The sequence below is a fragment of the Burkholderia sp. SJZ089 genome, assembly GCF_007828315.1.
Taxonomy (GTDB): Bacteria; Pseudomonadota; Gammaproteobacteria; order Burkholderiales; family Burkholderiaceae; genus Burkholderia; species Burkholderia gladioli.
Genome location: NZ_VIUM01000001.1, coordinates 122,098 through 146,652, shown reverse-complemented (window position 1 = coordinate 146,652; position 24,555 = coordinate 122,098). Strand labels below are relative to the sequence as shown.

The 24,555-nt window shown below is 64.9% G+C and carries 15 protein-coding genes and 1 pseudogene; 8 read left to right on the top strand and 8 right to left on the bottom strand.

Annotation, left to right across the window (positions count from 1 at the left end; translation table 11 throughout):
* Window positions 1-79: 79 nt before the first annotated feature.
* Window positions 80-985: a LysR family transcriptional regulator gene (locus FB600_RS00540; protein ID WP_025101401.1), complete on the bottom strand. Its 906-nt coding sequence runs from the start codon at window positions 983-985 to the stop codon at window positions 80-82.
* Between the two features lie 209 nt (window positions 986-1,194).
* Between FB600_RS00540 and FB600_RS00535 the strand changes: the two genes are divergently transcribed.
* The 4 genes from FB600_RS00535 (at window position 1,195) to FB600_RS00520 (ending at window position 4,477) form a co-directional block, all read left to right on the top strand.
* The gene (locus FB600_RS00535) at window positions 1,195-1,935 is read left to right on the top strand and encodes an SDR family oxidoreductase (protein ID WP_145756042.1); all 741 of its coding nucleotides are present in this window, start codon (window positions 1,195-1,197) and stop codon (window positions 1,933-1,935) included.
* Window positions 1,936-2,037: 102 nt separating this feature from the next.
* Window positions 2,038-2,259, top strand: a complete 222-nt coding sequence (locus FB600_RS00530; protein WP_013690291.1) for a tautomerase family protein — start codon at window positions 2,038-2,040, stop codon at window positions 2,257-2,259.
* A gap of 73 nt (window positions 2,260-2,332) precedes the next feature.
* Window positions 2,333-2,785: a DoxX family protein gene (locus FB600_RS00525; RefSeq protein ID WP_096751124.1), complete on the top strand. Its 453-nt coding sequence runs from the start codon at window positions 2,333-2,335 to the stop codon at window positions 2,783-2,785.
* A 156-nt stretch (window positions 2,786-2,941) separates the two neighbouring features.
* Window positions 2,942-4,477, top strand: coding sequence for a methyl-accepting chemotaxis protein (locus FB600_RS00520; RefSeq protein WP_096751123.1), 1,536 nt, complete (start codon window positions 2,942-2,944; stop codon window positions 4,475-4,477).
* 64 nt (window positions 4,478-4,541) lie between these two features.
* Here FB600_RS00520 and FB600_RS00515 read toward each other — a convergent pair whose 3' ends face one another.
* The 6 genes and pseudogenes from FB600_RS00515 to bcpA form a co-directional block, all read right to left on the bottom strand.
* Window positions 4,542-5,312, bottom strand: a complete 771-nt coding sequence (locus FB600_RS00515) for a hypothetical protein (RefSeq protein WP_013690288.1) — start codon at window positions 5,310-5,312, stop codon at window positions 4,542-4,544.
* A 215-nt stretch (window positions 5,313-5,527) separates the two neighbouring features.
* Window positions 5,528-6,451, bottom strand: coding sequence for a glycoside hydrolase family 19 protein (locus FB600_RS00510; protein ID WP_096751122.1), 924 nt, complete (start codon window positions 6,449-6,451; stop codon window positions 5,528-5,530).
* Between the two features lie 385 nt (window positions 6,452-6,836).
* Window positions 6,837-7,831: pseudogene (locus FB600_RS00505) on the bottom strand (ShlB/FhaC/HecB family hemolysin secretion/activation protein); the annotation flags it as partial.
* 41 nt (window positions 7,832-7,872) lie between these two features.
* The gene (gene bcpO, locus FB600_RS00500) at window positions 7,873-8,055 is read right to left on the bottom strand and encodes a CDI system lipoprotein BcpO (protein WP_226809489.1); all 183 of its coding nucleotides are present in this window, start codon (window positions 8,053-8,055) and stop codon (window positions 7,873-7,875) included.
* Window positions 8,056-8,125: 70 nt separating this feature from the next.
* Complete coding sequence (locus FB600_RS00495) at window positions 8,126-8,935, bottom strand: immunity 49 family protein (protein WP_145756041.1); 810 nt, start codon at window positions 8,933-8,935, stop codon at window positions 8,126-8,128.
* Between the two features lie 9 nt (window positions 8,936-8,944).
* Window positions 8,945-18,355 carry a contact-dependent inhibition toxin BcpA gene (bcpA, locus tag FB600_RS00490; protein ID WP_145756040.1) on the bottom strand — a complete coding sequence of 3,137 codons (9,411 nt, stop codon included), beginning with the start codon at window positions 18,353-18,355 and terminating at the stop codon, window positions 8,945-8,947.
* Window positions 18,356-18,778: 423 nt separating this feature from the next.
* Here bcpA and FB600_RS00485 point away from each other — a divergent pair, with 423 nt between their 5' ends.
* Window positions 18,779-19,726 carry a phosphodiester glycosidase family protein gene (locus FB600_RS00485; RefSeq protein ID WP_013690282.1) on the top strand — a complete coding sequence of 316 codons (948 nt, stop codon included), beginning with the start codon at window positions 18,779-18,781 and terminating at the stop codon, window positions 19,724-19,726.
* 145 nt (window positions 19,727-19,871) lie between these two features.
* Here FB600_RS00485 and FB600_RS00480 read toward each other — a convergent pair whose 3' ends face one another.
* Window positions 19,872-20,543, bottom strand: coding sequence for a GntR family transcriptional regulator (locus FB600_RS00480; RefSeq protein ID WP_223996628.1), 672 nt, complete (start codon window positions 20,541-20,543; stop codon window positions 19,872-19,874).
* A gap of 162 nt (window positions 20,544-20,705) precedes the next feature.
* Between FB600_RS00480 and FB600_RS00475 the strand changes: the two genes are divergently transcribed.
* From FB600_RS00475 to FB600_RS00465, 3 genes are all read left to right on the top strand, one after another.
* Complete coding sequence (locus tag FB600_RS00475) at window positions 20,706-21,437, top strand: enoyl-CoA hydratase/isomerase family protein (protein WP_145756039.1); 732 nt, start codon at window positions 20,706-20,708, stop codon at window positions 21,435-21,437.
* Between the two features lie 70 nt (window positions 21,438-21,507).
* On the top strand, window positions 21,508-22,911 hold the full coding sequence (locus tag FB600_RS00470) for an MFS transporter (protein WP_145756038.1): 1,404 nt from the start codon (window positions 21,508-21,510) through the stop codon (window positions 22,909-22,911).
* A 23-nt stretch (window positions 22,912-22,934) separates the two neighbouring features.
* Window positions 22,935-24,446: an aldehyde dehydrogenase gene (locus FB600_RS00465; protein WP_103693113.1), complete on the top strand. Its 1,512-nt coding sequence runs from the start codon at window positions 22,935-22,937 to the stop codon at window positions 24,444-24,446.
* The last annotated feature ends 109 nt before the right edge of the window (window positions 24,447-24,555 follow it).

Below are 24,555 nucleotides of genomic sequence, written 5' to 3'. Positions count from 1 at the left end.
GCGACCGGGGCCGCCAAAGTCCGATTCTTTCGATGCTAAAACGCGCCGGGAATAAGGCCGCCGCCGGCCCGCCGCGCCCTCAGGCCGGGCCGAACAGCTCGGTGTAGATCTCGCGCAGCCAGTCGACGAACACGCGCACGCGCGGCGAGAGCTGCCGCCGATACGGGTACAGCGCCGTGAGCGGCAGGTCCGGGCTGCGCCACCCGGGCAGCACCTCCACCAGCCGCCCGTCGCGCAAGGCGCCCTCGAGGTGGAAGCGCGGCACCTGGATCAACCCGCAGCCACGCTCGGCGGCGACCACGTAGTTCTCCGCGTCGTTGACCGAGATCCAGCCGCCGATGTCGTAGTCGCGCACCTCGCCGTCCACCACCAGCGAGAACGGGTAGTCGATGTTGCCGTTGCTCGAGAAGAAGCGCACCGCGCGGTGCCCGGGCAGTTCGTCGGGATGTTTCGGCATGCCGAATTCCGCCAGGTAGGCCGGGCTCGCGCAGATCACCTGCGGCATCATTGCGAGCCGCCGCGCGACCAGCGAGGAATCGTGCGGGCGGCCGCCGCGCACCACGCAGTCGACACCCTCGCGCACCAGGTCGACCAGCCGGTCGCCGCTGCTGACCACCAGCTCGATCTCGGGATAGCGGCGATGGAAGTCGTCGATGCGCGGGATCACGATCGTGGTGGCGTGCGTGCCGTGCATGTCCACGCGCAGCACCCCGCGCGGATTCGAGGCCACTTGCCGTAGCGAGGCTTCGGCATCGTCGAGCTCGGTGAGCACCAGCACGCAGCGCTCGTAGAACGCGCTGCCGTCCGGCGTGGGCCGCACCTGGCGCGTGGTGCGCTCCAGCAGGCGCGTGCCGAGCCGCGCCTCCAACTGCTTGATCGCGTGGGTCGCGCTGGCGCGGGGAATCCCGAGCATGTCGGCCGAGCGGCTGAAGCTGCCCGTCTCCACGATCCGGGTGAACAACTGCAGGGTATCGAGACGGTCCATGGGCGCGATTGTTGATTCAGGTTGAATATGAGCGTCACTTTATCAGCATCGTCATCCAGGAATTGCCGCAGTTTTCCCCAATCGACAATGCAATTATTGACGCCGGTTGAATTGTGTTCGCAAGCCACGTGGATTTATCGGGGCGCGGGAAAGGCGAAGAATGCGTTCCTGACGGGCAAGCCAGCCCTCTCGAACCCAGGAGCCCAAGCATGAATGCATCCCCCATCCGCGCCGCGATCGTGACCGGCGGCTCGCGCGGCATCGGCCGCGCCATCGCCACCCGCCTGGCCGCCGACGGCTTCGCCGTGGTCGTCAATTACGCCGGCAACGCGGTGGCGGCGCAGGAAACCGTCGGCGCGATCGTCGAGGCCGGCGGCACCGCCATCGCCGTGCAGGGCGACGTGGCCAGCGAGGCCGATGTCGCGCGCCTGTTCGACACCACCATCGAGCGTTTCGGCAACGTCGACGTGGTGGTCAACAGCGCCGGCGTGATGTCGATGGCGGCCATCGACACCGAGCAGCTCGAGGCCTTCGATCGCACCATCGCCACCAACCTGCGCGGCAGCTTCCTGGTGCTGGCGCAGGCGGCCAGGCGCATGCAGCGCGGCGGCCGGATCATCGCGCTGTCCACCAGCGTGATCGCGCTCTCGTTCCCCGGCTACGGGCCGTATATCGCCAGCAAGGCCGGCGTCGAGGGCCTGGTGCGCGTGCTCGCCAACGAGCTGCGCGGACGCGGCATCACCGCCAACGTGGTGTCGCCGGGGCCGGTGGCCACCGAGCTGTTCTTCAATGGCAAGACCGACGAGCAGGTCGCCAAGCTGGCCAAGCTCGCGCCGCTCGAGCGGCTCGGCGAACCGGAGGACATTGCCTCGGCGGTGTCCTTCCTGGCCGGCCCCGACGGCGCCTGGGTCAATGCCCAGGTGCTGCGCGTGAACGGCGGCTACGCCTGATTCGACTGTCTCGACGCGCGGCGACCCGATCCGCCGCGCGTTTTCCAAGCCGCGCGCGGCATCCCGGCCGATGCCATCGGCCAAATAACCCGGACTTCCACCATGCCATTCGCCAATTTCAAGTTTCCCGAAGGAATCCTCGATGCCGCCACCAAGGAGGAGATCATTCACCGCACCACCGCGATGTTCGTCGAATACTTCGGCGAGGGCGTGCGACCGTATTCGATGGTGCTCGTCGACGAGGTCGTCGATGGCGGCTGGGGCCGCGCCGACGAGACGCTGACGCTGGCGAAGATGGGCATCCCGCCCAAGCAGCCCGCCTGAGCATTCCGAGCAGCAAACCGTCACGGCGGGCGCGCTGTCCCGGCGCGCCCGCCACGCTCGCCTGGAGCCGCCAATGCCGACCGCCACCTCCCCTTCCCTGTCCTCCGACGGCGCGCGCGCCGTGCTGCGCATCTCGCTCGGCGCGATCCTGCTCACCCACGGCCTGCCGAAGCTGCTGCACACCGCGCACGGCGCGATGGCCGATCCGATGGCGAATTCGATCCGCCTGATCCGCGACGGCGCCGGCCTGCCCTTCGCCGAGCAACTCGCCGTGCTGGTGATGCTGATCGAGACCGCGGGCGCGGTGCTGCTGATGCTCGGGCTCGGCACGCGCGCCGTGGCCTGCGCGATCTGCGCCGAGATGATCGGCATCGCCTGGGTGCTCGGCCCCACCTGGCCCTGGCTCGAACGCGGCATCGAATATCCGGTGCTGATGGGCGCCGTGGCGCTGTCGATCGCCTTGTCGGGCGGCGGCGCCTGGTCGCTCGACGCGCGCTGGATACAGCGCCGGCAAGCCGCGGCCTGAGACTGGACAAACCGGTCCATCTTCGTCATACGTCTAAGGAGAAATCGCCATTTCCCGCGCCCAGTGCGGGTTTACATAGGATCGCCAAGTCTCAAGGCGCCTCGCCTCCGGGTCGTTATAGAAGCTGACCACATCATCCAGGCGAGGCGTGAACGCATGAAGCTGTCCACCAAACTGTCGATACTCGTGATCACGGCGCTGGCCGGGATCCTCCTGATGGCCGCCACCGCGCTGAGCGTGATGCGCGAGGCCATGATCGACAGCCGCGGCGAGCAGATCGTGATCCTGCTGAGCAAGGCCGAGCATCTGGTCGACAGTTACCGCGAGCGGCAGGCGCGCGGCCAACTCAGTGCCGAGCAGGCACGGCAAGGCGCGCTCGACGCGCTGGCCGCGCTGAACGTCAACCAGAAGAGCTACTACTGGGTGAAGGATGCCGACAACATCAACCTGGTCCACATCAACCCCGACTTCGTCGGCAAGCGCACCACCGACAATCACACCGCCAGCGGCCTGAGCGATCGCGAGGCCTATGCCGCCGCGCTGGCGAAGTCGCATTTCGCGCTGGTCGACCTGCTGATCAAGCGCAACGCCAACACCGAACCGGAGCCGAAGCTGCAAGGCGTGGTGCGGATTCCCGAGTGGAACTGGCTGGTCGGCACCGGCTTCTTCTATGACGACATCGATCGGGCCTACTACCGGATCGCCGGCCTGCTCGCCGCGATCACGGTGCTGATCGCCCTGCTCGTCTCGGCGATCGCCTACATGATGGTGCGCAGCGTGCGCCGCACGCTCGGCGGCGAGCCGGCCCATGCCACCGAGATCGCCAGCCACATCGCCAACGGCCAGTTGCAGCTCGAGTTCGACGTCTCTCGCGCCGCGCCGGGCAGCCTGATCGCCACGCTGGCCGGGATGCGCGAGCGTCTGGCGGCGATGATCGCCGAGATCCACACCGCCAGCCAGGCGATCGCGCATGGCGCCGGCGAGATCGCCCAGGGCAATCTCGACCTTTCCCAGCGCACCGAGCAGCAGGCCGCCTCGCTGCAGGAAACCGCGGCCAGCATGGAGCAGATCACCGGCACGGTGAAGCAGAACGCCGACAACGCGCGGCATGCCAACGGTCTGGTGGGCAGCGCCACCGAGGCGACCTCGCTCGGCGGCGAGGCGGTGCGCCAGGTGGTCGATACGATGTCGAGCATCGCCGAGCAGTCCGCGCGGATCGCCGACATCACCTCGGTGATCGAGAGCATCGCGTTCCAGACCAACATCCTCGCGCTCAACGCGGCCGTCGAGGCGGCGCGCGCCGGCGAGGAAGGTCGCGGCTTCGCGGTGGTGGCCGCCGAGGTGCGCTCGCTGGCGCAACGCAGCGCCTCGGCCGCCAAGGACATCAAGGAACTGATCCAGGTGTCGGTCGACAAGGTGGGCGACGGCAACCGGCTGGTGCAACTGGCCGGCGAACGGATGAACGAGATCGACCGTTCGATCGGGCAAGTGGCCGACATCATCGGCGAGATCTCGGCGGCCTCCGCCGAGCAGAGCACGGGCATCGACCAGGTGGGCCGCGCGGTCACGCAGATGGACGAGGTCACGCAGCAGAACGCGGCCCTGGTCGAGCAGGCGGCGGCCGCGGCCACCTCGCTGGACGAGCAGGCCGGCAGGCTGCGTTCGGCGGTATCGGTGTTCCGGCTCGCCTGAGTCTGGCGCGAGCCGGGCTCGCCGTCCGGCGCGGCAGGCACGATCGGCCTGCGCGAACCCCGCCTCAGAGACTCCCGAGCAGCGCCGGCAGGTCGCCGTCGAACGCGTAGCTGCCGGTATGCGTGGTGTGGAACCAGGGGCAGGCATAGATCGCCCCGCCCAGGTCGCGCCATTTCCGGCAGAACGACAGGTCCTCGGACAAGGGGCGCCCGTCGTCGGGCGCATGCAGGAATTCGAAGTGCTCGTGCAGGTGCGTCGAATGCGGCAGGAGATGCCGGTAGTTCGAGGGGATCACGACACGCTTGTCGGGATAGGCGCTGGCGAGCCGGCCGAACACGGCGCGCTCGATCATCATCATGCCGGCGCCGCCCGCCGATACCTCGACCGGCTGCTCGCCCTGGCTCAAGGCACCCTCGCCGATCGCGAAGACGGTGTGCCGATAATCGGCCGCCACCCGCGCGACCTGCTGCGCCGACAGTTCGGGACGGCGCCGCGCCGTCTCCACCACCGCCTCCCAGTTGATCTGCTTGGCCGGATACGGGCCGATCGCGATCTCGGCCCCCAGCTCGAACATGCGCAGCACGTCGCGGCCCTCGAAGCCGACGTCGGCATCGACGAAGAGCAGGTGCGAGAGCGTCGATTCGCCGAGGAAGCGCTGGATCAGCACGTTGCGCTGCTCGTGCAGCAGCGCGGTCCCGCTCACGTAGAAGAATTCGAAGGCGATGCCGGCTTCCAGGCAGGCACGCTGCAGCGACAGCAGGCCGCTCACGTAAGGCATGAAGCAGCTCGAACCATAAGCGGGTGTCGCGACGAAGATGCCTCGAGTCGTTGTCATGGTGGCCCGGTGGAAAATGGACACGGTGGCTTCAGCGATCCCTTTTTATTGAAAATCGGCGCGACCGTCAACGACTTGTCACGAACCGCAAGATCGCCGCGGCGCGCCATGACGGACGAAGGGCCGGCGCTGCAGGCAGCCCGGCCCTGTATCTGCCATCCGTAACCGGCTGGCGGGCGCCGCGCGAATGCGGCGCCGCTCGCCGGAGATTCGCCTCAGCAGCCGGTCGGGCCGCTGCCGGTGGTCGTGCCGAGCAGGCCGACGAAGCGCTTGTAGGCATCGACCCGGCTCTGCACCTGGGCCGGATTGCGCCCGTTGCACTCGAGCGAGCCATTGATCGAGCGGATCGTCTCGCCGAAGCCGCGGCCGCTGGCCATGGCCTGGTGCGGTGTCATGGTGCCGGCGCCCGATTGCGTCATCCAGAACCAGATCGCGGTGGCCCAGGAGATCGTCGCGTCGGTGGCCACCCAATCCGGGTTGCCGAGCAGATTCAGGCCCAGCGCATCGCCGGCGGCCTTGTAGTTGTAGTCCCAGCTCAGCTGCATCGGGCCGCGGCCGTAATACTGCTTGCCGCCGCAATTGCCGCTGCTGCAGTAGCTGTTCCAGTTCGCCTGGTTCGATTCGCGGATGTACACCAGGCCGCCCGTTTCATGCGAAACGTTTGCCAGGAAAGCCGCGATTTCCTGCTTGCGGACGTCCTGGCTGGCCTCGCCGGCGAAATCGGGATAGCTCTTCAGCGCGCCGATCAGCCCGTCGTAGGTATAGAAGCTGTTGCGGGTCGGGAACATCTGCTCGAAGGTCGCGCGGCTCAGCGGGAAATCGGTGCCGTTGCCGGGCGAACTGCCGCCGTCGCAAGTGGTGGGCGCCCAGTACCAGGTGCTGATGGTCGGATCGGTGCCGTCGCTGCCGTTGGTGCCCACGTTGACGAGCTTGTAGTACTGTCCGTTGGCCTGGTACAGCACGATGTCGCCCTTCTGGTAATTGACGCCGCGGCTCCAGACCTTGAAATTGCAGGCCGCCGCCGCTTTCAGGATCGGGGCGCCGGTGGCGGCTTGCGCGTGCGCCTGATTGGCGATCAGGCAAACACCGACGGAAGCCAGGATGCAGACGATTGCTTTCAGAGACCGTGATTTTTTCATGATTTATTCGAAATGCGGAGTCGATGAAAAACGGATGATTCGCGAATGCGCGCGAATTGCCGACATGGGCCACCCGGCAGCCGCCCGACGCGGCCGGCACGGCGTCCGCGAGCTATCCATTTCGTTATCACGGAAATAATCGCGGCCAGATGACGGGTTCAGATTGAGTGATTAGAAAGCTTTCCGTCAACTGCGCACTGGCATTCCTGATAGCTATCATTTCCCCCAATATTTGATTCGATAAAGCGAATGCCGGATTGGATTGATTTTCATTTTTCGGAATCGAACAAAATGATGGGAATAACAAAATCAGACCGCGGGCGGCGGCCGGCTCGGTGCAGCCGGGCAGGCGCGATCTTGAACGATGGGAGCGCTCGCCGTCAGATCAGAACTGCGCCGTCGCCTGGAAACCGACCGTGATCCGCGCCGTACGGAAGCCGGACGGCTTGTAGACCGGCGTACCAGCGAACAGGTCGTAGCCGTAGGTGCCGAAGCGTGTCGCGACGCTGCCCTTGACGCCGATCACCGCGCCCGCGAGCTGCGTGCCCACCTGCACGATCGGCTGCGGCCCCACACGCGACCGTAGTCGAGGCCCACGTAGATCGCCTGTCCGCTCTGCCCGATCGGCGCCTGCAGCTCGTTGCGCCAATAGAAGCCGCGCGACGCCGCCAGCATCGTTTCGCCGTCGAATCCTCGCACCGTGTAGCGGCTGCCGATCGTCAGGTCGTCGATGTAGTACAGCGTGTTGCTGGTGTATTGGCCGTGGAACGTCGTCACGTACCGGAACGGCTGCCGCGCGATCGCGAACGGCACCGACAGGTTGGCGTCGAGCACGGTCATCCGGTAGCGGTAGGTCGGGCCGCCATCGGCTGCGAGACTGTCGTCCCGTGCGCCGAATGCGCCAATACCCTGCCGGTACGCGAGCGTGCCGTCGAACTGTGCATGACTGAAGTAGTGTCGATCGGTCAGGCCGAATTCGACGAACGTGTTGTTGCGGCGCTGCTGCGGAATTTCCGTATCTTCGATGAAGCTTTGCCCGAACCGGCGCGACAAGCGAAACTGCGCGCCGAATACATCGTTCTGGCTGCGTGACAGCACACGGTTCAGCTTGAAATCGATCGTCTTCGAATTGCCGCTCGCGATGAAGGTCTGGTTTACGCCGGCGATCTGCTGATAGTAGGTGTTCGTGTAAGTGGACAGCGCCGCGGTCCAGTAGCCCCACGGGATCGAATAGAAACCGTTCCAGCCGTGCGAGCCCAGGCGCTTGTCGCCAAACTCCAGATCCTGGCTCACGCCGATGTTGAAGATGTCGTTCAGGCCCAGGGGATTGTCGATGCCGAGCGACAGGTTGCCCTGCAGGCGGCCGACAGCAACGCGACCGGGATACGGATTGTCATAAATGTGGTCTTGTCTGTTCGATTTTATGGCTTGGGTGCTAAATGCCCCGGAATCCAAACCCATTCGGTACCGCTCCATTTCCAGAAGCCCATAACCCAGATCGTGCTGGACCACGACGGCAACACGGGCTCCATTTCCGGTTTCGGCGGAGGACGCGGCGGAGCATCAGGTGGCACGGTCTCGCATGCCGCGAGAAGCGCTGACATAGCAAACATCAGAGCCGCCGACCATTTGGCTTTCTTCATCATTACCTCAGCGTCACGGGACGTCGATCGATCATGTCTTAAACCACCGGGAAACGCGGCCGATCAGTCCTTGCGGAGGAGGCACCCAACCGGGTTTCAGAAAGTCGTAGACGTCATCGTAGTGATCGAGAGGCTTCACCGGCATCAGTTCCATTGGCACCAGCGGATGATCGACTTCGACAAAAACACCTCGGCGCCAGCACAGTTTCGCCTCCAGTACAGCCAAGAATGAAAAATAATCCTCTGTATACACGTGCTCCGACTTGCGTGAAGCGTCAGTGCGAATGATTTGCTCAAGCCCTTCTTTATCGCCACGAATCAACCTCGAGAAAAAATCCTCACCACGCTCGCATTTAGTTCTCAGTGGCTTCCGCCCGTTCTTCGCCATTCGGCGAATCTTGTCAGCTAGAGAAACATCGTCGCCCGTCATAGCCAACTGAAGCATGTGAACATAGAACTGATTATTTAATGGATCTTCTCTTGCACTCACGAACCCATGAGGTGAGACGACCGAGAACGCCTGGACCATCGCATTGGAGTCGGACATCATCGCGTACAATAAGTAATCTGGTGTTTGCAGCTCAAAGCGATCCTCGCTTATGGCGAGGGAAGTCAACTTGAGAACACACGAGACGTATAAATTATTTTTGAGCGATGGCATATCGCCATTGACAAAATAATCATAAAGTCCGACCACAGAGTGATCTCTCGAAAGTCCATCATAACAGCGCTTCAAATCAATAGGCTTGATCCGATTGCGGATCTTGCCTGAAACCTCCGGAATATGCAGCATGGCCGCATCAAATCCAAAAGATTTTCGCTTAATCGCCTCTGCATCCATTTCGACACCTTATTTTATCTTCACAAGTGTTGCGCCATTCGAATTAACACCCGTAACGACCTTTACGAGTTTGCCACTATCAATTGCCTTCTGGATCAGGTCGGCAGTTACCCTTTGATTTGTATCTCCGCTTCGAAGACGGGCAACTGCGCTATCAATCCATCCATCAGTCATTTGCGTCGGCAAGCTACCGGATGGGCCATTAAGTTGGACCGATCCGTTCGCGTTCAATGGCTTGACTTCGTTGATATATACAGTGTCCCCCTTGATGTAGACGCCGTCGAAGCAATTGACGCCACACTTACCATCCAATGGAGTAAAGCCGTTGCGTACGAAGTAGTTGTTCGCCACATATTCACGGGCCTGCCCCTGCAAATCCTTCGACGGAAGCTGGTCGAGTTGTGACAGCACGCCTTGTTCCGCAGTATTCAATTTCACCGGCATGCTCTCCATCGTTACCTTGCCAGTGCTGATGAACCCTTTGCCTGTCGGATTCACTGGTCCCGCCAACCAAACATCAATCGACTCACCTGCGCGCGCTACCGTTGACGCGATCTTGCTGGTAAGAATACCGCCGATGACCGTTTCTTCGATCGTGTAATCGGGCCTCACTGAACCATTTTGCGTGGCGAAGTTACTCAACCGATCCTGATCACGCTGGCTTGCGCCTGGCGCGATCGAGCCTGGGAGCGTACCCAGTACAGAGTTCAAATACTGGTCAGAACGCTGCGCGGGTGTCGCACTGAAATACGTCTGTGCCGACCCATCGGAGATCATCGGCGAACCGCGCACCAGAATCGGCTTGCCCATATACTGCGACAACATGTCTTGCGCCGTCTGAAGGTTCATCAGGTAGGAGCTGAGGCCGCCCATTGCGCCTTCGCTGGTCGGATTGTTCGCCGTCTGGATCAGCGTCTGCAGATAGGCCATGTTCTCCTTGTTCGCCGTGTCGTCGACCATGCCCTTCGCCGCGCGCTCGAGCATGTCGGTCCAGTAGGTCGTCGCCTGCGTCACGCAGCTTGAGTCGCCGCGGCATACCGCTTGCGCTTTCTCCTTCGCGAGTTGTTCGACGACCTTCACCTCTTTTACGTGAAGCTGCCGATTGTAAAGCTCGTTGTTGATGGCTGACCCTGCACCGGCCAACGCACTGGATGAACCGCCACCCGCGACAGCACCAGCCGCCGCACCACCGGCAGTCGCCACGATCTCGTTCAGTGCATTGCGCGCGGCGGCTTGTGCGCTAAGCGGCAACTGGCTCACTGTCTGATCGATGATCGGCTGCGCCAGGGACTGCAGCACATCGCCCGCCAACGAACCAGCAACCGCTCCGCCAATGTTGCCACCCGACAGCGCCGCGCCGATCGCCGCCACGGCTACATGCAGCGCGTCGCGCCCCGCCCCGTCTTCGCCGAACAGCGCCTTCATCTGCGGATTACTGTTTTCCAACTGCGTCGCCGCTTCCGCCACCGCGAAAGTCGCGACCTTGCCGAACGCCTGCGCAAACGCCAGGTTGTTCTGGACCTTCTGCAGGTTGAAGGTGTTTTCCACCGTCTGGTTCGCGTTCGCGGTGTCGCGCGACAGGCCAGCCGTGCTATCCGTGCCGTTCTGTTCGTCCGACTTCACAACGATCTGCGCCGGACTTACCGCCGCGTGCGTGACGCCGCTCGCGCTGTCACCCGTCTGTGCGAAAGTCAGCCCTCCCGAGGTCGAAAAACCCTCCGATGATCCGGAATACGACATCTTGTTCTGGATGTCGGTAAATCCGAGACTGCCGGTCGTCAGCGTGTTGCTATCGGCCGGCGCGGCGCTCGCGATCTGCGCGCCGTTGAGTTGCGTGTGGCCCGCCACGTTGACATCGAACCCTCCCTTGCCTGCCACGATGCCGGATTGCTGGTTCGCCGACGCATAGTTCGCGTCGATACTGGTATGGCCGATCGATGCGTCGACACCGCCACCTGAGCCGAACGTAAAACTACCGCTCGCCCCCGTGTTGTGCTGGTTGCTGCTGTAGTTCGATGTATCCTGAAGACTCGTCATCGTCAAATCGCCGCCGACGTCGACCTTGACCTTATCACCCGAGACCCGTGCGCCGGTAAGCGTGGTGTCACCGCCCGAGGTCATCGTCAGATTGTTGCCGGCCGCCACCGTGGTGTTGGTTTGCGTGACGCCATCGCCATTGCCTTGGCCATGTGCGTTGGAGCCATTCGCGAAGACGCTGATGCCGGTGTTCTTGCCCACGCCGATCGCCACGCCCGCATTCCAGCCGGTCGAACTGTTCGAGCTGGTGCTCTGCTCGGTACTCTGCGCGCTCTGCAACGTAATCGCGTTGTTGGCATCAAGTACGACGTTCTTGCCGAGTACCGACGCTCCGGTCATCGCAATGTTGCCGGTACCTGCTTGGGCATTTCCGTTCGCGTCCGGGGTGCCGGTCGCGACAATGGAGACGTTGCCATTGCCGATGATCGACGCCCCCTTCGCATCCGAAAGCGATGTCGTCGAATTGCTGCTGCTATGGCTCGACCCGATGCTGAGTTGTACCTGAACGCCCTTGGCGGCCTCGCTGACGTTACCGTTCGACAGGGCATTGGCGGCACTCTTGATCCCGCCGCGGTTCTGGTATGCCTGCTCGGCTGCCGCCACGCCTTGTACCGCCGCGAGGCGCGAATCGCCCGACTGCTGGCCTTGGCGGACGGCGCCTGCCATCGACTGACCGAGTCCGACCAGGCCGCCGCCCAATCCGACGCTCAAACCCGACTGGCTGAACTGCTGCGACTGCGCGTCCTTGTAGGTGTCGTACGCGGCATTCACGGTCACGTTCTGCGCGGCGACTCCGACATCCTGGCCCGCCACAATCGTGCTCCCCGTCATCGTCGCGTCCTTTCCAGCCTGGATCGTGACATTGCCCTCAGATGATCCGATCACACTCCCTTTGTTCGTCACGGAACTGCTTTGGTCCTGCTGCGCGGCCGAGCGCGAACCCACCGTCACCGACAGACCGCCGTTCGTGAGGAGGCCCGATTCCTTCTTGTCGAAATAGCTCGACGATTGAGTCGTGTCTTGTGAGGTCGTGATGTTGACGTCGCGCTTGGCTTGCAACGTGACGTCGTTCGTGCCCACCACGTTGCTGCCCGTCACGTTGATGTCGCGGTTGCTAACGACGTTGATGCCGTCGGCCGACACCGTGCTGCCCTGGCTATAAGTCGCCGTCTGGTCGATCCCGCTCGCGATCTTCACACCGCTCACCACATTGCTATGGCTATGCGTTTCGCGCGAGTTCAGCTCGTGCGTTTCGGTTGCCGCGCCGATATTCACGTCGCCGCTCGCCATCAGATTCGCATTACCTGTACTCAAGCTGAGCGTGCTGCCACTGATCGTGAGATCCTTGCCCGATGCAAGCGTGACCGTATCGCCCCCCTTCAGCGTCGTGCCGGTCAGTGCTTGATCTGAGGTGTGCAGTGTTTCCGCGTAGCTGCCATGGCTATCGCTGCCCGAACTGTTGCTGTTCACGGTCGAGGTTGCACTCGCCGTGCCGAGCGTCACGTTGCCCTTGGCCGCGATCGTCCCACCTTGGCCCAGGTCGATCTGCGCGCCGCGTGCGGTCAAATCGCCGCCGACACCGATGCTCGATTGCCCACCGACGCTGACCGAACTACCGGTGACCTTGTTGATGTCAGTATTCGACACACCATGGGCCCGCTGCACGATCTTGTGCTCGCCCGTCTGCACGGCACCGAGATCCCAGTTGCCGCCGACATTCATGCCGAGATTACCGCCGACGGACAGATCGCCCGCGCTCTGCTGGAAGTTGCCGCCGGTCGTGATCGATGCATCGCCCGCAACGTCGAGTTTGGCAGTCGGCCCGAGCGTGGTGACCACGCTCGTCGCGCCGTCCCGGCTCACGCGCGTGTTCGTCTTCGTCGCCGTGTCGAGAATCAGGTCCTTGCCCGCGTCCAACTGCAGGCTGCCGGCCTTCACGTTCGCCGACGTCAGATCGATGTTGTTCTCGGTCGAAAGCGCCATCAGTCCGCCGCCTTGCAGCGCGCCGAATGCGTTGTCGATCTGCTTGCCCTGGATCGCCAGCGTGTTGTCCGCCGTGATCGTGCCGCTGTTCGTGAACGACTGCGCGTTCTGGAGATCGATGTTGGTTGCGGCGATCAGCGGGCCATTCATGTTCTGCTGGCTGGCCTGCGCCAGATACACGACCGGCACCAGCACCGACTGGCCGTCGACCACGCGCGTTTCCATCAGGATCACGTTGCTGGTCAGCTTCGCTACCTGGTCGGCCGACAGGCTCGCGCCGATCGGTAAATCGAGCGACTTCGACAGATCGGCGCCGGCCGCCATCAGCGACTCATACATCGCCTGCAGGTCCGCATATGGTCCGAGCACTGCCCTGCCCGTCAGCGATGTCACCTGATTGCGTACCAGTTGCTGCTCGTAGAAGCCGTCTCCCAGGCGCTTCGGGATATGCGTGAGGTCGACACCGATCTGACTGAAGAAGTAGTCGCTCGAGATGAAGTTCTTCTGGTTCGTGAACGCCGGGTTCGTCTCGATCACATAGCTCGCGTTCGGCGCGGCGGTCGGCTTGAACAAGCCGCCTTGCGGAATGGTGAGGTTGTTTAGGACGTTCAGTGCCGTCGCGCTGGGAAGGATCGGATCGACCGGCGCGGACGGCCCGCCGTGTACCGACGACGCCCCCAATTTCGCGCCGCTCGCGTTTCCGCTCAGCTTGGTCGGCGTGAGTCCCGGCACCGATTGCCCCGGCAGCAGGCCGAGCGGCGGAATCGATGCGTTACCGGCCGTGTTATTGACGCTGACGCCCGTGCCCGAGATCGTGCCGTTCGAACTCAGCGTCGAAAAATAGCCCGGCAGCGTGTAATCCTTGAGGGAGGCTGGCGCCGCCTGCGTATAGCCGCCCGGGCGCCCCGTGACGAACGGCGCGTTGCCGAACGGCAGTTGCCAGTCGTGCTCGGTGTTGTCGTAGTTGTTGTAGTGGTATTGCCCCGAGTAGGAGACCGTCACGCCCGGCAGTTTCTGGCCGGAGGCCGCCCAGCCGTCGGCGTCGTAGCGGGCCGGCATCTTGACGTCGCCGACCGCCGCGATGTCGCTCCAGTAGTTTTGCAGCGTACCGACCGACGACGCATCGATCTTGCCGCCCGACACGATTTGGGCGGCCGGGCTGAGGTCCGTCACGGTTGTCGCTGTCGCGCTGTCCGCATAATAGGTCGTGAACTGATAATCGCTGTTCCACTGACCGCCATGGGGCGGCTCGGTGTAGACGCCGCCGATGTTGTCCGGATCCTTCACATTGATCTGGCCTGTGCGACCGCTGATCGGAATGCCGAACTGGGCAAGCGATGCGGGGTCGATCTGGCTGGTGGACGTCTTCACCTCGCGGCGCGTGTTCGTCACCTTGTCCGCGTGCAGTTCCATGTCGCCGCCGGACTGGATCAGGGCCGACACGTTATTGACGAGCGCGGCGTTCGTATAGCTGCCGCTCGCGTCCTTGCCGCCCGCCAGCACGACCTTGCCCATGCCGAAGATGGCCGCCGTCGCCATCGAGTCGGTCGCGGTCGTGTCGTCGCGGTTCTCGATGTCGCGCGCGAGGATGTCGAGCGTGCCGTTGCTGTCCGATGCACCGATCAACGCGGTCGACCCGAGGTTCACGATCATATTCGTCGCGTTCAGCGAGGCGCTGGCGCCCACCAGCGCGCCGGTATTGATCAGGTTGGTCGACTGCGTGTGCAGCAAGCCGCCGGCCGTCAAGGTGCCCGCGTTGACGATGTTGCCTGCGTCGACGCTCAATGTGTTGACCGACTGCAGGCTCGCGTTGTTCGTGAAGGTGCCGGGCAAGGTGAAAGCGAGGTCGTGACCGACATTGAACTGGGTATCGGACGCCGCCGTGTAGTCGCCTTGGAGATGCACTTTGGTGTCATGCGTCGTGCTGTAGGTGCTGCCGCCTTGCAGCGTGGCCGCGGCGATCGATAAGTCGTGCGTCGAGCTGATCTGGCCGTTCGTATTCGTGACCGCGCCGGTTGTGGTGACGTTCACGTCGCCGCTCGAATTCGCGACGTTGCCAACGATGTTGCCAATGCGGCCGCCGCTATTGTCCAAGGCGCCGCCCTGGACATGAAGCGATGCGCCGCTCAGCTGGCCACCTTGCCTGTTGCTGATCGACGCCGCACTGACCGTCACATCGCCGTTGCCGGTGATGGCGCCCATGCCCGCCACGCCGCCAGCATGGCTGTTGGCAATCTGGCTGTCGCCCTGCACTGTCATCTTGCCGGTGCCGAGGTCGACGATGGCGCCATCCGCGTTGTCGATCGATGCCGATTGAACGGCGAGCGTGCTGATGTCGCCCGCGCTCGATTGCCCGGCCTGGACGTGCCCGCCTTGGTTCGACAGGGCACCGCCATTCGTCAGCGACAGCGACGTGTCAGAGCGGAGTAAACCCTGTGCGTTGTTCACGTCGCCCGAAATGGTCGCCTCGATGCCGCGTTGCGCGGCGAGGATACCGCCCGCGTTGTTCCAACTGCCAGCGTTGACGACCGCTTGCCCCTTCGTCACGATGGTGCCCAAGGCGTTGTTCAGCGCATTGGCTCCATTGCCCGGTGCGATCGTCAACGTCCCGGTCCCGGCGTGCGTGATGGTACCGCCCGCGTTGTCCAGCTCGGCCGGCGTGAGCGTCAGGTCGGTGGCGTTGGTCTGGATCACGCCGGACGCCGAGTTATCGAGCGTGCCGCTGACGTTCATCGCCATCGCCGACGATCCATACTGCGTGATCGTACCGCCGTGGTTCACGAGATTGGCGGCCGTCAGCGCCATCTGATTGGCCTCGAGCCTGCCGCCTCTGTTGTTGAGCCTCGAATCGGCGGTGACCGACAGGTTCGGCGCGACGATCGAGCCACCCTGATTCGTCATCGAACCGGTGTGGATTGTTGCGCTCGTGCCCGCACCGACCTGGCCGCCGTCGTTCGCCAGCGTACCGCTCGCGACGTTCAGATCTGTGTTCGACAACAGCTTGCCGCTCGCATTGTTCAGCGTGCCGGCGACGCTTGCCATCAGCCCGTTCTGCGCATTGATCGAGCCCGACGTGTTGTCCAACGCGGCGGTTTGCGCGACGACGCGCCCGTTGCTCGCGATCGAGCCGCCGACGTTCGACATCGAGCCTGTCCCGCTTCCCAGCGTCAACTTGCCGGTGCCGGCATGCGTGATCGTGCCACCGTCGTTCACCAGCGAGGCCGGGGCGAGCATGACGTCGGTGCTGTTGGTTTGCAGCGTGCCCTTGGCATTGTCGAGCGTGCCCGAAACGCTCACGCGCATCGCGCCGGTGCCGGTTTGCGTGATCGTGCCGCCGTGGTTCGCGAGATCGACCGCGGTGAGCGAAACCTGATCGGCTTGTACCGTGCCGGCGCTGTTGTCGAGCGTGGTTGCGCTGACCGTTGCCACCTGGGCGCCGATCGAGCCGCCGTTGTTCGTGAGATGCGCGCCGGCATCGACTGCGATGCTCCGCGCAGCTCGTAGCGCGCCAGCGCCATTGTCGATCGACTGGCCCGCGACACGCAGATTCGTGTTGGACGTGATCGTCCCGTGGTTCGCGATGTTGCCGCCTTGCACGCTAACGTCGCCATTGGCGCCGATGACACCGCCTTGCGCGCCGTTCGCCGTCGTGCCCGCTGCGTTGGTCAATTGACCGCTGGTCGTCAGCGACAGGCCATCGCCATTGAGCGACGTGATCCGACCTGCCGTGTTGTCCAGCGACGCGCCAATCACCGTCATGCCGGCCGCGCTTTGCAGGGTGCCCTGGTTGTTCGCGATGGCGCCGCCACGAATACCCGCCGTGCTCTCGGAAATCAGCTCGCCGGATTGGTTGGCGATCTGGCCGGTGACGTTGACCGATAGCGGGCCTTGCGACGTGACCTTGCCGCCCTGGTTCGACAAGGCACCGCCGCTCAGCATCGTGCCCGCGCCGCTCGACACGCTGCCGTGTTCGTTGATCACCGTGCCGGAAGCCTTCGCGTTGACCGTACCTTGTGCGCTGGTCGTCGCACTCGACAGGTTCACTTCGCCGGCTGTCGCGTTCAGCGACAGATTGCCGTTTGCTGTCGTCTGGCTGCCGGCGAGATTCACACTGGCACCGGTCAACGACGCATTGCCACCAGCAGCATTCTGGCCGGTTGCGCTGAACTGACCGGAGGCCGTCAGGTTCAGGTCGCCGCCATGGCCGACCGCCCCATCGTTGTTCACGCCCGCACCGAGCGTGCCGGTTGAATTGACGCTGCCGGCAGTCACGCTCGTATCCTGCTGTGCCGCCAGTGTCCCGCTGTTCGTGAGATCGGTGCCGATGCTGGCCGACAGCGACTGCTGCGCGTAAGTCGTACCGCTGTTCTGTATCCCGTTCGCGGCCGACAACGCGAGGTTGCCGCTCGCCGTCGTCTTGCCCGTGAGCACCAGACGGCCATTCGATTGCAGCGTCAGATCGCCGGCCTGCGCCGCGATCGTCCCTGCGTTCGCGACACCGACGCCTGCCGAGTTGCCAACCAAAAACACCCTGTTGGCATACATGCCACCCAACTGGGCCACATCGATCGCGACAGCGGGAACAGGACCGTCACCGGCGATCGGCGTCGCGGCAAGCGTGTCGTGATTCACCTGGTTCGCGCCGGCGATCACGTTCAGATTCTTCGCGTAGATCGCCGCATTGGCCTGCACGGCGCGGGAAATGATGTCGACCTGATCGAGATTCGAGGCATTGAGGCCCGCCCCGGCAACGGTCACGAGGCCGCGGCTGACGTTGTAGCCAGCCAGCGAACCGTCTGGTCCGTAGAACGGCAGGCCCGTGGTCAGGGTCGCGCGGCTGGTATTGATGAAGCCCGCGCCATCCAGGTAGATGCCGGACGGGTTGGCCAGGACAAGTTCGGCGCGGGCGCCTGCGATCTCCAGCGCGCCGCGGATCTGGGAGGGGTTCGGGCTGTTGACCTGGTTGACGATGATGCGCGCCGCATCGTTCGGCCCGAAGTTCGGGTTGCCGTTGATCCATCCGCCAAGCTGGGTCTGGACCATCGTGGCCGAGTTGTTCAGGATCGCGCCGGCCTTCTGCACGTCGAACTGGTTGTAGGTGTTGACCGACACACCGCTGCCGCCTGGCTTGTTGATATTGACTTGCGGCAGCCCGTTCGGCGTCTGGATCACCGTCGGCGCGCTCGGTCCCGCTCCAACGATTTGCGCCTGGACCGGCGTCGACAGAGCACTGGCCACCGCCGAAGTGGCCAGTACCGCGGCAGCGCGCATGCCTGACGATCGCTTGACCCGCCGCGCCTCGCCGCTTGCGGATTTGCCCTCGGCCGTGGTCGTCTCGGCGACGGCCATCACCATACCCCGAAGCCTGGAATACACCAGGCGATGCGCATTCTTGTTCATGCTCTTTGACGTGGCCTGCGTCCATTTCGTTAGTTATGGGACGCGAGCTTACCGAAGCAATGAAAGATAACTGTCAACAATTGCCAAGTTCTTGACGCAAAATCGCTCAAGTTCTGAATTTCAGATGAGTCTGATTGATTCGTCTGATTGAGTTTCCAAAACAGGTCAAATCCTGGTCGACTTGCCGTGTCGGCTGCATCTCGTTACTACGCAGATAAGTTTTCTTATCTCAACGACTCGATTGATAGAACAAACTCACTCGCCCGAGATCGCCCCTCGCTTCGCATTACCCGACATGCGCGTCGATTCCGAAAGCCGAATGATCGGAAGAAATCACATCGCAGTAATGCCGCGCCGTTAAGGTCTGGGGCACGGCAAGCGGCGGCACGCTCGTCGCCGCTGCCGTCCATGGAGAGTAACGACATGCCCCGTGTTCGATTCCCCGTTTCGATGACCCTCAAGTCGCTCGCCGCCGCGGCCCTGCTCGGCCTGGCTTCGGCCGGCGCGCAGGCCGCCCTGCCGGATCCCACCACCCAGATCACCCAAAGCGGTTATTCGACCGTCTATCTCGGCGTCGACGCCGAAACCGCGACGGTGCCCTCGAACCCCGCCACGGCAGGCGGCAAGCCGACCCTCAGCCGCGCCTACGTGATGCGCATCGACCTGCGCGCGCCGGGCGTGAGCGTGGAGACCACCGGCCATAGCGGCCCGCTGATGACCACCGCGGAAACCATTTCGCAATTCGCGGCCCGCACCGGCGTGCGCCTTGCGATCAACGCGAACTTCTTCGCGCCCTGCTGCGCCGCCACGCCCGAGCCGAAGACGGTGATCGGCCTGCTGGTCTCGCACGGCCAGGTGGTGAGCCCGCTCACCAGCGATCCGACCCAGAGCGAGGCGGTGCTGGCGATCACGCGCCAGGGCCGCGCCTATATCGCGCAGGCGCCGCAGATCTCGGCGCAGGACCTGAAGCTGATCGACACGGCGGTGGCCGGCTCGGCGATCCTGCTGAAGAACGGCGAGGACCTCAGCGCGCAAAGCCCGAACGAAGGCGACCCGCTCAATCCGAACCCGCGCACCCTGGTCGGCCTCTCGCACCAAGGCCGCTATCTGTACTTCGTGGTGATCGACGGGCGCCTGCCCGGTTATTCGACCGGCACCACCAATGCGCAATCGGCCCAGCTGATGAAGGCGATCGGCGCGGACGACGCGATCAACCTCGACGGCGGCGGCTCGACGGAACTGGTGCGCGCCGACCAGACCGGCGTGCCCTTCATCGTCAACACGCCGAGCGGTGGTGCCGAGCGCTACGACGCCTCGGCGATCGGCGTGCACGCGATCAAGCTGCCGAGCCTGCCGGCCCTGCCGTTCTGATCGCGAAAAAGATGGGGATGAAGCCGATCCGGCTTCCTTGACCAGGCCGGGCGCCAAGGCGCCCGGGTTTTTTGAGGCGAACCCGGCTGTCGCCGGTCCGCCGAACAGAACGTCATCGATGAATCGCGTCGCGCGGCGCGCATCCTCAGCCCAGCTCGGCCGAATCTCCCTGACCGAGCACCTCGAGCGCGGCCGCGCAGGCGCCGCGCAACTGCTCGCGCATCAGCGCGGGCCCTTCCGGCGAACGCGCGACGATCGCCTCGCGGATCCTCAGCGCCATCTCGAACGAAGCGCGCATGCGCCCGCCGCGCGCCATCGCGATGCGCCGCAGGCGCCGCACCGGTCCGATCAGGGCCGCGTGGTTGGCCTGCAAGGTGCGGTTGTCGGCGATGGTCATGACGATCGCGTAGAAACGATCGAGCGCGTCCACATAGGCGCCGGCGTCATCCGCCTCGACGCTGGCCCGCATCGCCGCGATCACCTCGTCGAGCTGGGCGCCGCCCAGCGCCGTGATGCGCTCCGCGGCCAGTTGCACCGCCAGGCATTCGAGCGCCGCGCGCACCGTGTAGATCTCCTCCACGTCGCGCGGCGTCACGTTGCGCACATAGGCGCCCACGCGCGGCACGATCGTCACCAACCCCTCGCGCTCCAGTTGCGCGAAAGCCTCGCGCATCGGCGTGCGGCTCACGTCGAGCTGCTTGGCGACCTGGACTTCGGACAAACGGCTGCCCGGCGCGAGCACGCCCTCCACGATCGCCTCGCGCAAGGCCGGCACCACCAGGCCCTCGCTGAGGGAATCGCCGGAGGCTTCGATCATGCGCAGGCGCGCATGGTGACGCTTCGCGATCGAGCCGAGCGAGTTGGCCGCCGCTTCGGATTCACCGCTCGCAGACGGCTTTCGGACGCTTTTGGGATTGGGCATTGACACCTCGAGGGTTTACTGAATACGCTGTATACAGATTATACACATGGAGACGAGATGGACCGAAACCCTTTGTCCGAGCCGGTTCTGATCGAACGGCAGGCGGACGTGCTGAGCTTCACGCTGAACCGCCCCGAGCACGGCAACGAGATTTCCGCGGCGATGTTCGAGGCGATGTCGGCGGCCCTGCGCGCCGAGGCGCTCGAGCCGTGCGCGCGCGTGCTGCGGATCCGCGCCAGCGGCGAGCCGTTCTGCCTCGGCCGCGAACGCGCCGGCACCGATGCCGTGTCGATCCGCCGGGAAGTGGCGCGGCTGATCGAGATGAAGCGCCTGTTGCGGGCCAGTTCGCTGATCTCGATCGCCGAGGTGCAGGGCGATGCGATGGGTTTCGGCCTGGGCCTGGCGATGCTGTGCGACTTCACCCTGGTGGCGGCGGGCGCCAGGCTCGCCTTCCCCGAGATGCGCAAGGGCCTGCCGCCCGCCGCGATCATGGCCTACGCGGGCCGCTACGCGCTGCCCAAGGCGCTGTTCCCGATGCTGCTGTTCGGCGATGCGATCACGCCCGAGGAAGCCCTGCGCGCCGGGCTGGTCACGCACGTGTGCGAACGCGAGGCGCTGGCGGCCGAAGCCGAGCGGCTGGTCGAACGCGTGCGCGCGCTCGACGACACCGGCGCGCGCCAGTGCAAGGCCTTCTTCCACGGCGCGCTGGAGAGCAGCATCGAGGAGAACTTCCGGGCCGCCACCGACATGCTGACGGTCAGCAGCCTGCGACTGATGCAGTCCCGCTGAGCCGCCCGCGCGAGGTTCGCCGCAACGAAACAGGCGCGGGCCGCTGGCACCGCGCCGGATGGAGACAAGCATGATCGTCAATGCAGGCCCCAGGCTCGACCGCTTGCCGATGTCGCCGTTTCATCGCCGCATCATGTGGCTGATCGGCATCGGCATGTTCTTCGATGGTTTCGATATCTATGTCGCCTCGACCGTGCTCGGCGCGACGCTGCAATCCGGTTTCTCGACGCTGACGCAGAACGCGCTGTTCGTCTCGCTGACCTTCCTCGGCATGATGCTCGGCTCGCTCGTCACCGGCTTCCTGGGCGACCGCTTCGGGCGGCGCTTCACCTACCAGGCCAACCTGGCGATCTTCGGGATCGCCTCGCTGGGCGCGGCGCTCGCGCCGAACATGACGCTGCTGATCGCCTGCCGCTTCGTGATGGGGCTGGGGCTGGGCGCCGAGAACGTGGTCGGCTATTCGACGCTGGCCGAATTCGTGCCGCCGGCAAAGCGCGGCCGTCTGCAGGGCCTGATGGCCGTGTTCGTGGTGAGCGGCCTGCCGGTGGCGGGCCTGATCGGCCTGCTGCTGATCCCCTCGCTGGGCTGGCGCGCGATGTTCGTGGTGGGCGGCCTGGGCGCGCTCGGCGTCTGGTACGCGCGCAAGTCGCTGCCGGAATCGCCGCGCTGGCTCGAGTCGGTCGGCCGCGACGAGGAGGCCGAGGCGATCATGACGCGCATCGAGACCGAGGTGGCCGCCTCGCGCGGCGGCCAGCCGCTGCCGATGCCGGTCGCCGCGCGCGCCGCGGCACCCTCGCCCGCCTCGTTCCGCTCGCTGTTCGCCGGCTCGCTGCTGCCGCGCATGATCGTCGGCTGCGTGACCCTGGTGGTGATCAACACGCTGCTCTACGGCTTCGTGACCTGGCTGCCGACCTTCTTCGTGCACCAGGGCATGAGCATCGCGAAATCGTTCGGCTTCGCGCTGGTGATGTCGGTCGGCGCGCCGATCGGCAGCGCGATCGGCGCGTTCACGGCCGATGCCTGGGGCCGCAAGCCGACCATCATCGGCGCCTCGCTGGCGGCCATCCTGTTCGGCGCGATCTACCCCTTCGTCGCCAGCCCCACGCTGCTGCCGGTGATCGGCCTGCTGCTTACCATCCCGATCTACGTGCTGGTGGCCCTGCTGTTCGCCGTCTACGTGCCCGAGCTGTTTCCCACCGCGGTGCGGCTGCGCGCCTCCGGCTTGTGCAACACGCTCGGACGCGGCGCCACCATCGTCACGCCCTTCATCGTGGTGGCGCTGTTCTCGCGCTACGGCATCGTCGGCGTGCTGGCCCTGATGATCGGCCTGCTCGCGATCCAGATCGTGGTGGTCGCCTGGCTCGGCGTCGAGCCGAGCGGCGAACGCCTCGAGGACCTTCTGCCCGATGCGCCGGACATGCCCGACGCGCCCGGCGCGCAGCACGTCGAGGCGCGCGCCGCCTCCCTGAAATGAATCGTTTTGCCCCAAGGACACTCATGGACACCTCCAACCCGAATTCGCTCGACGCGCCGCTGTTCATCGACGGCCAATGGACCACCGCCGAAGGCGGCCGCACCCTGCCGATCCTCAATCCCGCCACGGGCGCCGAGATCGGCGTGCTGGCCGCGGCCAGCGCGCGCGACGTCGATCGCGCGGTGCAGGCCGGGCATCGCGCCTTCGAGGGCGGCGCCTGGCGCGACCTGCCGATCCAGCAGCGCGCGCGCATCCTGAACCGTTTCGCCGACCTGTTCGAGGCCGATCTCGAGCAGTTCTACAAGCTGGAGACGCTCAACAACGGCCGGCCGATCACCGAGACGCGCGCGCAGATCTCGCGGCTGCCGCAGTTCTATCGCTACTTCGCCGCGCTCGCGCTGACGCGCCGTAGCGACGTGATCCCGATCGAGGGCCCCTACCTCTGCTACACGCAGCGCGTGCCGCTCGGCACGGTGGCGCTGATGACTTCCTTCAATCACCCGCTGATGATCCTCTCCAAGAGCCTGGCGCCCGCGCTGGCCACCGGCAACAGCGTGGTGATCAAGGCCTCCGAGCAGACCCCGCTGACCACCGTGCGGCTGGTGCGCCTGCTGCAGGAAGCCGGCGTGCCGCCGGGCGTGGTCAACGTGGTGAACGGCGAGGGCCGCGAGGCCGGCGCCGCGCTCGCCAATCACTCGCTGATCCGCAAGGTGGTGTTCACCGGCGGTACCGAGGTGGGCCGCTCGATCGGCGAGGCGGCCGCGCGCAACTTCGCGCTGACCACGCTCGAGCTGGGCGGCAAGGGCGCGGTGATGCTGTTCGACGATTTCGACCTGGAGCGCGCGGTGAACGGCGCGGCCTTCGCGTCCTTCATCGGCGCGGGGCAGACCTGCGTGTGCGGCGCGCGCATCCTGGTGCAGAAATCGATCTACACGGCCTTCCTGGAGCGCTTCCGCGCCAAGGCGGCCGGCATTCGCGTGGGCGACCCGGCCGAGCTGAAGACTCAGCTCGGGCCGGTGATCTCCGAGCGCTCGCGCCAGCGCATCCTGGCGATGCTGGAGCGCGCGCAGCAAGCCGGCGCGAAGCTGCTGACGGGCGGCGGCAAGCCGGCCGGGCTCGACGCCGGCTTCTTCATCGAGCCGACCGTGCTGTACGACGTCGACCCGTATTCGGAGATCGGCCAGGAGGAAGTGTTCGGGCCGGTGACCGTGGTGATGCCCTTCGACGACGAGGCCGACGCGCTGCGCATCGCCAACGCCACCCAGTTCGGCCTCGCCGCCTCGGTGTGGACGCAGGACGTCGCGCGGGCGCACCGGGTCGCCTCGAAGCTCGAGTTCGGCATGGTGTGGATCAACGACCACCACCGGCTCGACCCGGCCTCGCCCTGGGGCGGCTTCAAGAACAGCGGCGTGGGCCGCGAGACCGGCATCGAGTCCTTCGACCAGTTCAGCGAGCCGCGCGCGGTGACCGTCAATACCAGCGGCAAGACCGTCGACTGGTATGCCGACGACGGCGAACTCAAGCGCCTGAACTGATCGCGACGGCGAGGCGGCGCCCACTGCCTCGCTCCGGCATCGACGAAGATCGTGCATGCCCGCCGCCGGCGGGCGTTGTCATCGAACCACAGTCGGGCACCCTGGCCCG

Coding starts and splice junctions, on each gene's coding strand:
- FB600_RS00540 (WP_025101401.1), bottom strand. CDS start 985: ATGGACCGTCTCGATACCCTGCAGTTGTTCACCCGGATCGTGGAGACG.
- FB600_RS00470 (WP_145756038.1), top strand. CDS start 21,508: ATGATCGTCAATGCAGGCCCCAGGCTCGACCGCTTGCCGATGTCGCCG.
- bcpA (WP_145756040.1), bottom strand. CDS start 18,355: ATGAACAAGAATGCGCATCGCCTGGTGTATTCCAGGCTTCGGGGTATG.
- FB600_RS00525 (WP_096751124.1), top strand. CDS start 2,333: ATGCCGACCGCCACCTCCCCTTCCCTGTCCTCCGACGGCGCGCGCGCC.
- bcpO (WP_226809489.1), bottom strand. CDS start 8,055: ATGTCAGCGCTTCTCGCGGCATGCGAGACCGTGCCACCTGATGCTCCG.
- FB600_RS00510 (WP_096751122.1), bottom strand. CDS start 6,451: ATGAAAAAATCACGGTCTCTGAAAGCAATCGTCTGCATCCTGGCTTCC.
- FB600_RS00475 (WP_145756039.1), top strand. CDS start 20,706: ATGGACCGAAACCCTTTGTCCGAGCCGGTTCTGATCGAACGGCAGGCG.
- FB600_RS00465 (WP_103693113.1), top strand. CDS start 22,935: ATGGACACCTCCAACCCGAATTCGCTCGACGCGCCGCTGTTCATCGAC.
- FB600_RS00520 (WP_096751123.1), top strand. CDS start 2,942: ATGAAGCTGTCCACCAAACTGTCGATACTCGTGATCACGGCGCTGGCC.
- FB600_RS00530 (WP_013690291.1), top strand. CDS start 2,038: ATGCCATTCGCCAATTTCAAGTTTCCCGAAGGAATCCTCGATGCCGCC.
- FB600_RS00515 (WP_013690288.1), bottom strand. CDS start 5,312: ATGACAACGACTCGAGGCATCTTCGTCGCGACACCCGCTTATGGTTCG.
- FB600_RS00535 (WP_145756042.1), top strand. CDS start 1,195: ATGAATGCATCCCCCATCCGCGCCGCGATCGTGACCGGCGGCTCGCGC.
- FB600_RS00480 (WP_223996628.1), bottom strand. CDS start 20,543: ATGATCGAAGCCTCCGGCGATTCCCTCAGCGAGGGCCTGGTGGTGCCG.
- FB600_RS00485 (WP_013690282.1), top strand. CDS start 18,779: ATGCCCCGTGTTCGATTCCCCGTTTCGATGACCCTCAAGTCGCTCGCC.
- FB600_RS00495 (WP_145756041.1), bottom strand. CDS start 8,935: ATGGATGCAGAGGCGATTAAGCGAAAATCTTTTGGATTTGATGCGGCC.